The organism is Pseudomonas sp. DW-iso17 (genome assembly GCF_058725345.1).
Genome location: NZ_JBZXEA010000032.1, coordinates 439,509 through 452,795 on the forward strand (window position 1 = coordinate 439,509; position 13,287 = coordinate 452,795).

The following is a 13,287-nucleotide window of genomic DNA, read 5'->3' on the forward strand; positions in this document are numbered from 1 at the left end:
GTCATCCTCAATACAAGCATTCAACGGCCATGGCCGTGGCTTCACCGCCGCCAATGCAGATAGCGGCGACGCCACGCTTGAGGCCCTTCTGGCGCAGGGCCGCGAGCAACGTCACCAGGATGCGTGCGCCGGAGGCACCAATCGGGTGGCCTAATGCACAGGCACCACCATGCACGTTGACCTTGTCATGGGGAATCTCCAGCTTGCTCATGGTCACCAGGCTGACCACGGCGAAGGCCTCGTTGATTTCGAACAGGTCCACCTCGTCGAGGCTCCAGCCGGTCTTGCTCATCAGTTTGCGAATCGCCCCCACCGGCGCCACCGGAAACAGCCCAGGCTCATCGGCAAACGCGGCGTGCCCGTGGATCACTGCCAACGGCTTGAGGCCGCGCTTGAGCGCCTGGGACTCACGCATCAGCAACAACGCCGCGGCGCCATCGGAGATCGAGCTGGAGTTGGCTGCTGTCACTGTACCGCCGTCACGGAACGCCGGTTTCAGGCTGGCAATCTTGTCCAGCCTGGCTTTCGGCGGTTGCTCATCGTGCAGAATGGTTTTTTGTTCTTTGCCCACGGTGACCTGCACCGGGACGATTTCACTGGCAAAGCTGCCGTGGGTGATAGCCTCTTGTGCGCGGGTCAGGGAAGCGATGGCAAACGCGTCCTGAGCTTCACGGGTAAAACCATTGTGCTCGGCGCAGTCCTCGGCAAAGGTGCCCATCAGGCGCCCCTTGTCGTAGGCATCTTCAAGGCCGTCGAGGAACATATGGTCCAGCACCTTGCCGTGGCCCATGCGGTAGCCGCTGCGCGCACGGTCCAGCAGGTACGGGGCGTTGGACATGCTTTCCATGCCGCCCGCGATCACCACATCGACACTGCCAGCGCGCAGCGAATCGTGGGCCAGAATCGTCGCTTCCATGCCGGAACCGCACATTTTGTTGAGGGTGGTGCAGCGCGTGCCCTTGTCCAGCCCGGCGCCCAAGGCAGCCTGGCGAGCAGGCGCTTGCCCAAGCCCGGCGGGCAGTACACAGCCAAACAGCACTTCGTCGACGGCATCGGTGGCGATACCGGCACGCTCGACCGCCGCACGAATGGCGGCTGCGCCCAGTTGCGGCGCGGTCAGGCTTTTGAGGTCGCCCTGGAACCCGCCCATGGGCGTGCGCACGGCGCTGACAATAACAATTGGATCGTTCATAGCCATTGCTCCTTATTTGGCGGCCATGCGCAAGGCACCGTCGAGACGGATCACCTCACCATTAAGCATGCTGTTTTCAATGATGTGGCGTACCAGCGCGGCATATTCGGCGGGTTTGCCCAGGCGTGGCGGGAACGGCACGCCGGCAGCCAGGGAGTTGCGGACTTCGTCGGTCATGCCGGCCATCATCGGGGTTTCGAAAATGCCGGGTGCAATGGTCATCACCCGGATACCAAAGCGCGCCAGTTCCCGCGCGGCAGGCAAGGTGAGGCTGGCGATCGCGCCCTTGGACGCGGCGTACGCAGCCTGGCCGATCTGCCCATCGAATGCCGCCACCGAGGCGGTATTAATGATGACGCCCCGCTCGCCGTCGGCATTCGCCTCGGTTTCAGCGATCGCCGCAGCGGCCAGGCGCAGCAGGTTGAAACTGCCGATCAAGTTGACGTTGATGACTTGGGCAAAGCTCGCCAGGCCGTGCGGGCCGTTCTTGCCGAGGATCTTCTCGCCACGCACGACACCCGCGCAGTTGACCAGGCCGTGCAAGCCCCCAAAGGCCTCGACCGCCGCCGTCACGGCCGCTTCTGCAGCGGCTTCCTGGCTGATGTCCGCCACGGCGCTGCGGGCATTGTCGCCCAGTTGCTTGGCCTTGGCAGTCACGGCGTCGGCGTTCAAGTCCACCAGCATCACCTTGGCACCCGCGGCGACCAGCATTTCGGCCGTGGCCGCGCCGAGGCCCGACGCGCCGCCGCTGACCAGGAATACCTTGTTTTCAATCTGCATCGTTGTTTCCTTTTAAAAGGGTCAAGCCACGGCCGCCTGGGCCTTGGCTATTTCCTGATTGCGCAAAATAAAGCGTTGCAGCTTGCCGCTCGGGGTCTTGGGCAAGTCGCTGACAAATTCGATTTCCCGCGGGTACGCATGGGCGGCCAGGCGCTGGCGCACATGCAGGCGCAGCTCTTCAGCCAGCTCCGGGGTGGCGCGGTATTGCTCGCTGATCACCACAAAGGCTTTGACCAGCTCAGTGCGCTCCGGGCAAGGCTTGCCGACCACGGCAGCCTCGACCACCGCCGGGTGTTCGACCAACGCGCTTTCCACGTCGAAGGGGCCCACGCGGTAGCCGGATGTAGTGATCACGTCGTCGCTGCGTCCGACAAAGCTGATGCTGCCGTCCGGGTTCAGCTCCACGGTATCGCCGCTGAGGTAGTACTTGCCGACGAACGCCTTGGTTTTCACGCCGTCGTACCCGGCAAACCAGCACATAGGCGATTGCTCGCGGTCGATGGCCAGGATGCCGGGTTGGCCGGCTGGCAGCTCCTGATGGTTGTCATCCAGCACCACGATGCGATGCCCTGGCGAGGCAAAACCCGCCGAGCCCACATGCACCGGATGCGCCAAACCATGGTGATTGCACAGCACCATGCCCAGCTCGGTCTGGCCGTAATGGTCGTGGATGGTCACGCCCAGGTGGTCGGCGAACCAGCGGATCACCTCCGGGTTCAAAGGCTCACCGGCACTGCTGACGATGCGCAGCTTGCCCTTGATCGAACCGGCGAACTGTTCGCCACCGGCAATCAACAGCCGATACGCCGTGGGCGAACCGGTCAGGTTGGTGATCGCGTATTTATTGATGACCCGGCAGGTGCTTTCCAGGGTGAACGGGCCATCGTAGAAGGTGATCGGGTGCCCCATGGACAACGGCCCGGTCACGCCGAAATAGATGCCATAGGCCCAGCCAGGGTCGGCAACGTTCCAGAATGCGTCCTCGGGGCGCAAGTCCACGGCGTCGCGCATGTAGCCCTGGAACGCGACGATGGCCTTGAGCGGTACCGACAGCGCCTTGGACGGGCCGGTGGTGCCGGAGGTGAACATCAGCAGGAACGGCTCCTCTGCGCCCAGCAGCACCGGCTCGCAGTGAGAAGAGTAGCTGGGCAGTTCGGCCCAGAAGCTGTAGTCGCCCCGCGCGATACCTTCGCCCTTGGCCCCGGCGACCGTGACGATGGTCGGGCAGTCGGCGACTTCCGCCAGCTTGGGACGGTTCACTGCATCGGTGACCACCAGCGCTGCGCCCGAGCTGTTCAAGCGATGTTCAATTGCCTTGGGTCCGAACGCGGTAAACAGCGGCTGATAGACCGCGCCGATGCGCCACGTCGCCAGCACGACCACCAACAATTCGGCAGTACGGGGCAACAGGCCCGCCACCTTGTCACCGCGCTTGACGCCCTGGGCCAAGAGGAAGTTGGCGAAACGCGCGGCCTGCTCTTGCAGTTCGGTAAAGGTTGACGTGGCGCTGCGTCCGTCCTTGCCCTCCCAGAACAACGCGATGCGCCCCGGCAACGCGTGACGGTCACAGCATTCCACGCAGGCATTGAGCGCTTGCAGGTTGCCGGCCAGTGCGGCGTCGACGGTGTGCTGGTAATCAAACTCGGTGGTGGCAGCCAAATACTCACGCATCGCTTCCTATCCTTCTGTGTTTTTATTTTCAGGACGTTTTCAACTCGAGAAAAGCGCTGAAATAGTCGCTCCAGAGCGGCGCAGCGGCAATGGTCAAAGCTTTCAACTTGGCTGACTGGTTTGGCCAGTCCGTAGCGAAACGCGGGGGGCTTTTTCGCTTTTCGGTGGGAGCGGGCTGGCCCGCGAAGGCGGTGGGTCAGTCACCACAGCTGTCACTGCACCACCGCTTTCGCAGGCAAGCCCGCTCCCACAGGGTTATGTACTGCCCGGCTCCCACGTTAGTCATTGAGTCGACTGATCAGGCGGTCGATCCAAGTGATTGGACGCGATGCATAGCAGCTTCTAATCTGACCGCCTGCACGCCACAGAAGCCCTCCATGATCGTTCGCCCTAAACCCAACGTCCTGGGTATCCTGTTCTCCCTCAAAGGCTCCATTGCCAAGCGCATTGCCTGGCGCAGCCTGCTGGTCACGCTGTTGGCCTCGGTCATCGTGCTGGTGGAAACCCTGCACCCCGCCTATTTTTCCAAGGTCAACGCTACGCCCTTCACCTTGTTGGGCCTGTCACTGTCGATCTTCATGAGTTTTCGCAACAACGCCTGCTACGACCGTTGGTGGGAGGGCCGCAAGCAACTGGGGCAAATGGTCATTGACGTGCGCTCGCTGATTCGCGAGACCCAGGTGCTGGGGGACACCGCCGAGCGTGCTGGCCTGCTGCGCGGCCTGTGCGGTTTTGCCCATGGCTTGGTCGCGCATTTGCGCCATGAAGATCAAGCCCGGGCGATACACCCTTGGATCAGCATGCCAGTGGGCCACCCCAACCTGCCGGACAGCGTGCTGCAAACGGTCGGTGCGCGCTTTTCGGTCCTGGCACAACAGGGCGTGATCAGCGAATGGCGCTACACCCAACTGGAAGCCCGGCTAGTCAGCCTGAGCCAGGTGCAGGCGGCATGCGAGCGCATCAAGACCACGCCACTGCCCTTTCCCTACACCCTGCTGTTGCACCGCACCATTTACCTGTTCTGCATCTTGCTGCCATTCGCCATGGCCGAGCCACTTGGCTGGTTGACGCCAGTGTTCACCGCGATTGTCAGCTACACCTTCTTTGGCCTGGATGCGATTGGCGACGAATTGGAAGACCCCTTCGGCTTCGACGAAAACGACTTGCCGTGTGACGCTATCCTGCGGACATTGGAGCGCGAGATCCTCGCCGCCCTTGGTGAAGTCAACCTGCCGCCAGCGTTGGAGCCAGCGGACTACGTGCTGACCTGACGCGGGTTTGACACTCGCCTCGCACTGACCGAAGCTTGGAACTTTGCTGCCCAAGCTTTCGGACGCCTGCATGTCAAAGTCACGCCGTTACTCCATCATCGGCCTGTGCGCCCTGTTGTTGATCGTACTGATCACCTGGTTTTTCTCCCGCACCCCTGCAGTGGCCGTACCCCCAGCCATCGCCCATGGCTATTCCAAGGCCTTGAAGCAGGCGCATAACGGCGAGCCCGGCGCCGCACGTGTGTTGTACCAACAGTTGGGCCGGCCGGACCTGTCGCCCGAGCGCCGCGCCGCCTTGCATGCTGAGCTGCCCAATTACCCCAGCCCCCAGGCGCTGAAGCTGGCCGATAAAGACCTCGCCAATGAGTCGGCGCTGGTGCGCGAAGCCGCTATTCACAGCATCGTCGGCCTGGTGCCCACTGGCCAGCGCACCTTACTGCTCGGTCCGGTGCTGGACGATCCGGAACAATCGGTGCGCTTTGCCGCCGCCAACGCCTTGCTGGGCCTGTCGCCCGATACACTGGGTTTGTACTTTGGCCCACTGCAGCAGGTGCTCGATGAATTCGTGACAACGCTCAAGGCCCAGCCCGAAACCGCTGAAGGCTGGATTCAATTGGCGCGCCTGTACATCCACAGCGCCCTGCTGCCGGAGGCGCAAAACGCCCTGGAGCAGGCAATGCGCTTGCAGCCGGACAACCTGCAAGCGGTGGTATCGCAAATCGAACTGCTGGACAAGCAAGGCAAGACCGACGAGTCGCGCCAACTGCTGGCCCGGCAACTGGCGGCGCATCCGGAGTCGGCCTACCTGCAACATGCCTTGGGCATGTGGCTGTTGCACCATGGCGAGCGCCCCTACGCCCTGCTCGGCCTGTCCAAGGCGGTGGAGCTTGCGCCGGACAACCCGGATTATCGCTATGACCTGGCCACCACCCTGCACGCCCAGGACGAAGTAGAGGCGGCCCAGCGCCAGTTGGAAGAAATCGTCCAGCGGCATCCCGCCAATCGCAAAGCCCGCGTGTTGCTGGTCAATTACTGGAAAGAGACCGGGCAGTTGCAGAACGTTCAGGTGCTGCTCGCCCAACTGGAGCAACAGAACCCGGATGATCCGGCGTTACAACAGGGCCTCTGATAGGCGATCAGCTCAGCACTGCAAAAAAACGTGTAAAGCGACCTCTCTTCGTACAATTCATCCAAAACGTTGAACCGCTAGTGGCCACTACGGTCAAGTGAATATGGCACGTCCCAGTCGGCGTGCCCCTCTACTTGTACGTGACCTGAGGGCACTTCTTGAGTACATCCAAACAGCTGTTGAGTGAAAAGGCGGCCACCGGCGTCGAAGGTCTTGATGACATTCTTGCCGGGGGGCTATCGCGAAGCCACGTGTTTTTGCTCGAAGGCGAACCCGGCACCGGTAAAACCACCGTGGCCCTGCATTTTCTGCGGGCCGGTGCGCAGAACGGCGAACGTTGCTTATATATCACCCTGTCCGAAACCGAGCACGAACTGCGCCAGGGTGCCAAATCCCACGGCTGGGACTTGGATGAGCATATTCATATCTTCGAGCTGACCCCACCGGAAAGCCTGCTCAACGCCGATCACCAGCAAAGCCTGCTGTACTCCTCCGACCTGGAGCTGGGTGAAGCCACCCGCCAGATCTTTGAAGTGGTAGAGCGGGTCAAGCCGACCCGCGTGGTGGTCGACAGCCTGTCTGAGATCCGCCTTCTGGCGCAAAGCTCGTTGCGCTATCGCCGGCAGATCCTGGCGATCAAGCACTACTTCGTGCGTTATGACGCCACCGTGTTACTGCTGGATGACTTGACCACCGAATCCCTGGATAAGACCGTGCACAGCGTTGCGCACGGGGTGATTCGCCTGGAGGAGCTGACGCCCAACTATGGCGCCGAGCGTCGGCGTATCCGTGTGGTCAAGTACCGGGGCCAGAAATACCGTGGCGGCTTCCACGACTTCACCATCATGGGCGACGGCATTCACGTATTCCCGCGCCTGGTGGCGGCCGAACATCGCGGCGGTTACAACCGTCAAACCTTGAGCAGCGGTATCGAGGAGTTGGATTCTCTGCTCGGCGGGGGGATCGAGACCGGCTCCAGCAGCCTGATTCTCGGCCCGGCCGGTACCGGCAAGTCTTTGATCTCGATGATCTTCGCTGCCGCCGCCGTGGCCCGTGGCGAAAAGGCTGCGCTGTTCATCTTCGATGAAGAGCTGGGCCTGCTGTTCGAGCGCATGAAGAACATGGGCATCGACCTCGCCGCCTTACGGGACACCGGAAACCTGCTGATCGAACAGGTCGACGCGGCCGAACTCTCCCCCGGCGAATTTTCCCACCGGGTTCGCCGCTGCGTGGATGAGCGCGGTATCAAGACCGTGGTCATCGACAGTATCAACGGCTACCAGGCGGCCATGCCCGAAGAAAACGCGCTGATCCTGCATATGCATGAACTGCTGCTATACCTTAACCGCCGTGGTGCAGCCACCTTCATGACGGTGGCCCAGCACGGCCTGGTCGGCGACATGCAGACGCCGGTCGACATCACCTACCTGGCCGACACCGTGATCTTGCTGCGTTATTTCGAGGCCCTGGGTAAAGTTCGCCGGGCCATTTCGGTCATCAAAAAAAGAACGGGCTCCCACGAGTCGACCATTCGTGAATATCGCATCGGCAGCCGCGGTATGACGGTAGGTGTACCCCTGGATAACTTCCAGGGTGTGCTGCGGGGCATTCCAACCTATATGGGTGCCGGCTCCCCTCTGCTCAAGGATGAGGGCTAGTGCCGGCCCTGTCTCCCGTCTACGAGCGTGCCATCGTGCTGGCGCCCATGGGCCGCGATGGCTCATTGGCGCTGATGATGCTTAACGAAGCCGGCTACAGCGGGATTGTCGCCAACAGCCTGGCCGCTTTGTGCGAAGAGCTGACGCAAGGCGCCGGGCTGCTCATCATTGCGGCTGAGGCACTGCGTGGCGTCGACCTTGAGCCGTTACTCGAGCTGTTGCATCAGCAACCGGCCTGGTCCGACCTGCCTATCGTGCTGATGACCCAGCATGGCGGCAAAGAGCAGAACGGCTCGACGCGGCTGAGCGGCTTGCTGGGCAACGTCACGTTTCTGGAGCGGCCGTTCCATCCCATCACCTTGATCAGCCTGGTGAGCGCGGCCCTGCGCGGTCGACGGCGCCAGTACGAAGCGCGGGACCGGTTGATTGACTTGAGCGAGAGTGAGTTGCGTCTCCAGCGCACTTTGGAAACGCTTGAGCAGCAAGTGGAGGAACGCACCGCCCAACTGCGTCACAATGAAGAAGCCCTGCGTCAATCGCAGAAAATGGAAGCCGTTGGCCAGTTGACCGGTGGTATCGCCCATGACTTCAACAATATGCTTACCGGCATTATCGGTAGCCTGGAACTGCTACGCCGACGTGTGTCCCGGGGCAAACTGGATGACCTGGACAGCCTGATCGACCTGGGCGTGACCTCGGCCAACCGCGCGGCGAGCCTCACCCATCGACTGTTGGCGTTCTCCCGTCGACAATCACTGGACTCCAAGCCTGTGCAGATCAACCAGTTGGTCACGTCCATGGGCGAATTATTGCAACGCAGCATCAACGAAAGTATCAACCTGGACATGCGCCTGAGCGACGCCTTGTGGACGGCCGAGGCCGACCCGAACCAGCTCGAAAGCGCCCTGCTCAACCTGGTGATCAACGCGCGCGACGCCATGCCCACGGGTGGCACGCTGACCGTGGAGACCACCAATCGTCACCTCGACAGTGTCTTTACCGCCGCCTACGGCACCTTGACCCCGGGCGACTACGTAGAACTGAGTGTCAGCGACAACGGTTGCGGCATACCGCAACACCTGATGGATCGCGTGTTCGATCCGTTTTTTACCACCAAACCCATCGGCCAAGGCACCGGTCTTGGGCTGTCGATGATCTACGGCTTCGCTCGCCAGTCTCGTGGGCATGTGACCATCCACAGCGAAGTCGGCAAAGGTACGACGGTCAGTTTGTTCCTGCCGCGCTTTATCGGTGAGCCCCAAGCTCAGGAGCCGCTCAACCCGACATTGCTGCCGTTTGCCAATGCAGGGGAAACGGTTTTGATCGTCGAGGATGATCCCGCAGTTCGGGTGTTGGTCAGCGCGGTGCTCAAAGAACTGGGTTACGGGTTTATCGAGGCTGGGGACGCGAATGCGGCGGTGCCGATCATTGAATCCGAACAGCGCATCGACCTGATGATCAGCGACGTCGGTTTGCCGGGGATGAACGGCCGACAACTGGCGGAAATCGGCCGGCAGATTCGTCCGGAACTCAAAGTATTGTTTATTACCGGATACGCCGAGCACGCCGCGGTGCGGGGTGGCTTCCTGGACCCGGGGATGCAACTGATCACCAAGCCTTTTACGTTTGATTTGTTGACGGCCAAGGTGCGGGAGATGATCCAGGCGTAGAGCGGCCACATGTGGCAATAAGTCGTCACGGTTTAGCAGGCAGCAGATGGAATCGATGTGAGTTTTTTTCCACATACGTTGGCGAATAACGCACTACCCACATCGACCAGGAATATTTCTGATGACTGCCATTTCCAATTCACGCTTTTCCGAGCTTTATACGCCCCAACTGGCAAGCGCCGTTCCACAACCGCAATCTGCCCGCCTCGAGGTCGCGACAGAGCTTCCGGGAACAAGACAAACCTCTCTGCAAGATAAGGATCAGTGGTTAGCCAGCATATACGGTGGTACGTTGCGAGATTTGTTGGGTGACAATCAAGACTATCGCGAAGTTGAAGTTGACAGAATTCCGTGGAATTCGTCCTTAGGGCAGACGCGTGCGCTGATGCTTAAACTACTTGGAAGCCCTGCGTTCAAGGACTGGGCCAAGCAGAATGATGTAGACCTATCAAAGCCGCTTACTATCAATGTCGACAGCGGTACCCTCGACGTCACTACCACGGGGGCCAAACAGCGAAACCCCTTCGACTTTTCACCGCCCACGCCCACCGCCAAATCCTTGGATATTCACAGCTTTACGGGTTGGCCCCTGCTCATGAGTGTTGCCAAAACGCTGGCAGGCCCCGGCAATGTCGTAAGTTTCGATACCGCATCCACCGCGACCACCGCAACGATCGCAGACATCGCACGGTTTCATGGTCATGCCGTGCCCTCCGACCGCATACTATCGCCTTCTCAGCGACAGGCATCCATCCAGCAGCTACTTGATAAACTGCAGGATCCGGATTCTGACACCTACAATGAGAGGTTTAATTTCCCTCCCCAGCAATACCTGAATAATCAAGTGTCGGAGTTGGGGGATCTGAACAATCGAAATGCCGTGATTGGGGTAATATCAAACGTCGTAAACGAAAAAGCTAAGGACCTTGAGGACCTGGAGGCCGAGCTCCAATTCTGGCAAAAAAGATCTGGTTACGAAGAAACTATCGAAAAGCTCCAGCTAACCATTAAGCAACGGTTGCAAAATGTTCTGGATACGCCAGTTGAGATAGATCCCACCTCTTCCTACTTCCGGGACCACAATCTGAAACCGGATGTGGCGGTGACGCTGCGCGACTACCTCGTAGGGCATGGCATAGTACTTCCAACTAATGCGTCGGAGTTAAAGAACATTGCGCAGTCGTTGGCAAGCCCTCCCATTGAAAAACCGGCGCATGGCAATCTAGGTGGGGCGCACTCATGGCCAACGCCGATGAGCAATGATGATCGGCGTGCACTTGCCGCCATGACCAGTAAGTTTTTGGAAGGTCAGCCAGAAAACACCCTGCTCGCCTATTTGACTCGCGGGGTTGAATATCGACAGAATTTCGGTGCAAGCTTTCTGGAAGATCGTAGCCGCGGCATTGACAACGTCCTGGAGTTTCCCAATGTTAAAAAATTCGCCCTTGCGGCGGAGCGCGAATTTGGCGAAATTGCATCGCCTAACGTGATCGCTGATTGGATGTTGACAGCGCTCTACGACTCGTTGGACCCCCTCAGCATCAACGCAACTTCACCCGATTCGAACAGGACTAAAGTTGCAGGCTTCGACCTCGCCAACATGAACCTCTCCGGAATGAACGCCCAAGACATATACGCAACGCTGTCTGATCACTTGCGCGAAACCGGAGTGACGAACCATTACAACGGCGTGCTGGCCATGGAAGTTCTATTGGCCCGCAAGGCTCCGGAACTCCTGGTCAAAGACATACCCGAAACATTGACCAAGGGTACCCACTCTTGGGTCAGTTTCGTTACGGCAGTAGCCCGTATAGAGGCTGAGGCTCCTGGCTCGACCAGCCGAATGACGTATGCCCAAGTCATGATGCGACATGAACTGGCGCCAATAACGCTGGCAGACAAACTGGTTGAGCAGCAGGCTCAAACGGACGCCCTGAAAGACTGGGGCGTTTACAATGGTGTGCTGACCAGGAGCAGCACAGATCAATACTCAGAAGAAGATATGGCAAAGGTACGCGCTGCATTCAATGAGCAGATGCATCAGTTGAATGAGTCTTCCAAGACGTTTGCGACGCCGTTCCCTGTGTTGCATGAAATGGCAGTGGCCAGCATCAAAGAGCAAAATCCGCACTTGTCGGAAGAGCAAATAAAACGAAAAGTGCTGACACCAAAGGACTCTGGCTTTTTGGAATTTCCAGGGCCCTACTCATTGGTGGATATATTGATTAACGCGGAGCGACACCATAAGGATGTCGCTTTGGATAGCTATACATCCAGCGATAAAGATATCGACCTTAGCACCATCGCCTTGCGAAAGTTTACAAATAGTTCCGTAGTTTATACATTCGAAACACAGCTTTCTGTTTTATTCGATCGCTTTGAACGAGCCACGCAAACGCAAGTCAAGAACTTGATTTCCAAACTCCCTATTGAGGATCGAAAAATAATTGAGCATGGGAAAGTTACGATTTCTAAAGAAGTAGACGTTTCGTACGAAGCTTATTCGCAGGTACAAAAAAGAAAAGACTCGTCACCGACCAGTATATTTTTACAAAGCGAGTTTGTGGATGCACAAGGCAATAAAGGCACCCATACCTATGAAATAGACAGCGCAAAAAATACCATTCGAAAACGTATCGATTTGAACGACAAAATTCCAGGTGCCATTTCGGACGATAAGATTAACTCCAAGCGCCTTGTCCCCATCGCCCCTGATGGCAATTACAGCGATAACGTTCTTGCGGCCGGGTCCACCGACGCGGTCAACGATGCCCCCAACAGCTTCGCCAGCGAAAAGACCCAGTACATCGCTGATGCCATGGTAAAAAAAATCAGTATTCGGGATAACGCAGAGTCACTGCGGGGCACCACTGCATTCGATGGTGAAGTCCCTTTCTGGCAAAAAATCGAAGATTTTGTGGTAGGGCTTATTCCGGGTTATAACGCCGTCAAAAACTTTATCGCAGGAAACTGGCGCGAGGGCCTTATCGATGTGGCGTTTGATGTTTTTGGCTTTCTTCTTGCCGGCGCCGGTGGGGCGGTGCGGGCCGCTGGCGCTGGTGCCAGAGCGGGCTCGTCTGCGTTTGGAAGTACCGCAAAAAGATTGGTGCGTGGCGCCATAGGCGCACTCAACCCTATCGATCCAAAGGGTATTGCGCAAGGCTTCGTGCAAGAAGGTATAACTTACTTGGCGAACAGTGGTCCCGGACGGAATAATCAACCTTCGTTTAAAATCAAGTATGACCCTGTAAAGATCTTCAGGAACGTTGAGAACGCCACAATAGGCAACGCCAACATGCAAGGGACAACAACAGCAATCGCTGCCACCCAGAAAAACGGCAAATGGTATGCCCTTGACCCTGTCAGTAAACAGCCGTTTGGTCTTCCCTTGAAGGATTTCGTGCCTTCGGCATAAAGGATGTCGTCAAGCGGGAAAAACGCGCAATACCTCAAAAAGGTTCTTCTCGGTGGTTCGAGAAGAACTTTTGCTATCGCACAAAACTTGCGCGTCTCGTTTGAATCATCACGCCAATAAACGCTGGATATGCTCCTGCAGCGTATCCAGATCAAACGGCTTGGCCAAAATCGGCGCGTTGCGCGTGATCGGGCTGTTGCAGTCGAGAATTTCCTGCGGATAGCCGCTGATAAAGATCACTTTCAGTTCCGGTCGCAGCTTGAGCGCCGGCTCAGCGATCTGCACCCCGGAAATTCCACCCGGCAGGCGGTAATCGGTGACCATCAAGTCCAGGTGCGGTTTGGTCGCAAGGATTTCGAAGGCCTGCTCCCCGTCGATCGCCTTCAAGACCCGGTAGCCCAAGCCTGCCAGGTACTCACCCAGCACAAACATAATGGATTCGTCGTCCTCGACGATCAGTACGACATCTTGTGCATCTTCACTCATGGGAAGCCTTTGTCC

At 58.5% G+C, this 13,287-nt stretch carries 9 protein-coding genes; 5 read left to right on the top strand and 4 right to left on the bottom strand.

All coding sequences use genetic code 11. From position 1 onward, the window contains the following. Window positions 1-7: 7 nt before the first annotated feature. Genes AC4PS6_RS20105 through AC4PS6_RS20115 form a run of 3 tightly spaced genes read right to left on the bottom strand, consistent with a single transcriptional unit; the run spans window position 8 to window position 3,643 of the window. Window positions 8-1,192, bottom strand: a complete 1,185-nt coding sequence (locus AC4PS6_RS20105) for an acetyl-CoA C-acyltransferase (protein WP_032903056.1) — start codon at window positions 1,190-1,192, stop codon at window positions 8-10. Window positions 1,193-1,204: 12 nt separating this feature from the next. Further along, the gene (locus AC4PS6_RS20110) at window positions 1,205-1,972 is read right to left on the bottom strand and encodes an SDR family NAD(P)-dependent oxidoreductase (RefSeq protein ID WP_014718477.1); all 768 of its coding nucleotides are present in this window, start codon (window positions 1,970-1,972) and stop codon (window positions 1,205-1,207) included. A 21-nt stretch (window positions 1,973-1,993) separates the two neighbouring features. Beyond that, a complete protein-coding gene (locus tag AC4PS6_RS20115) occupies window positions 1,994-3,643 on the bottom strand; it encodes an AMP-binding protein (RefSeq protein ID WP_336826601.1) in 1,650 nt (549 codons plus the stop codon). Window positions 3,644-4,020: 377 nt separating this feature from the next. Between AC4PS6_RS20115 and AC4PS6_RS20120 the strand changes: the two genes are divergently transcribed. The 5 genes from AC4PS6_RS20120 to AC4PS6_RS20140 all read left to right on the top strand — a co-directional run bounded on the left by AC4PS6_RS20120 (window position 4,021) and on the right by AC4PS6_RS20140 (window position 12,786). Continuing rightward, window positions 4,021-4,914 carry a bestrophin family protein gene (locus AC4PS6_RS20120; RefSeq protein WP_014718479.1) on the top strand — a complete coding sequence of 298 codons (894 nt, stop codon included), beginning with the start codon at window positions 4,021-4,023 and terminating at the stop codon, window positions 4,912-4,914. A gap of 70 nt (window positions 4,915-4,984) precedes the next feature. Further along, on the top strand, window positions 4,985-6,043 hold the full coding sequence (locus tag AC4PS6_RS20125; RefSeq protein ID WP_003191245.1) for a tetratricopeptide repeat protein: 1,059 nt from the start codon (window positions 4,985-4,987) through the stop codon (window positions 6,041-6,043). Between the two features lie 158 nt (window positions 6,044-6,201). Continuing rightward, window positions 6,202-7,701 (top strand): ATPase domain-containing protein, encoded by a 1,500-nt coding sequence (locus AC4PS6_RS20130; RefSeq protein WP_014718480.1) that lies wholly within the window; start codon window positions 6,202-6,204, stop codon window positions 7,699-7,701. Next, window positions 7,701-9,371 (top strand): ATP-binding protein, encoded by a 1,671-nt coding sequence (locus AC4PS6_RS20135; protein WP_020302775.1) that lies wholly within the window; start codon window positions 7,701-7,703, stop codon window positions 9,369-9,371. The genes AC4PS6_RS20130 and AC4PS6_RS20135 overlap by 1 nt, the downstream gene beginning before the upstream one ends. A gap of 121 nt (window positions 9,372-9,492) precedes the next feature. Beyond that, on the top strand, window positions 9,493-12,786 hold the full coding sequence (locus tag AC4PS6_RS20140; protein ID WP_336826604.1) for a hypothetical protein: 3,294 nt from the start codon (window positions 9,493-9,495) through the stop codon (window positions 12,784-12,786). 108 nt (window positions 12,787-12,894) lie between these two features. Here AC4PS6_RS20140 and AC4PS6_RS20145 read toward each other — a convergent pair whose 3' ends face one another. Then, window positions 12,895-13,272 carry a response regulator gene (locus AC4PS6_RS20145; RefSeq protein WP_005788286.1) on the bottom strand — a complete coding sequence of 126 codons (378 nt, stop codon included), beginning with the start codon at window positions 13,270-13,272 and terminating at the stop codon, window positions 12,895-12,897. Window positions 13,273-13,287: the final 15 nt, after the last annotated feature.

Bases quoted from the DNA above. Each gene is read 5' to 3' on its own strand.
- AC4PS6_RS20105 (WP_032903056.1), bottom strand. From the start codon at position 1,192: ATGAACGATCCAATTGTTATTGTCAGCGCCGTGCGCACGCCCATGGGC.
- AC4PS6_RS20110 (WP_014718477.1), bottom strand. From the start codon at position 1,972: ATGCAGATTGAAAACAAGGTATTCCTGGTCAGCGGCGGCGCGTCGGGC.
- AC4PS6_RS20115 (WP_336826601.1), bottom strand. From the start codon at position 3,643: ATGCGTGAGTATTTGGCTGCCACCACCGAGTTTGATTACCAGCACACC.
- AC4PS6_RS20120 (WP_014718479.1), top strand. From the start codon at position 4,021: ATGATCGTTCGCCCTAAACCCAACGTCCTGGGTATCCTGTTCTCCCTC.
- AC4PS6_RS20125 (WP_003191245.1), top strand. From the start codon at position 4,985: ATGTCAAAGTCACGCCGTTACTCCATCATCGGCCTGTGCGCCCTGTTG.
- AC4PS6_RS20140 (WP_336826604.1), top strand. From the start codon at position 9,493: ATGACTGCCATTTCCAATTCACGCTTTTCCGAGCTTTATACGCCCCAA.
- AC4PS6_RS20145 (WP_005788286.1), bottom strand. From the start codon at position 13,272: ATGAGTGAAGATGCACAAGATGTCGTACTGATCGTCGAGGACGACGAA.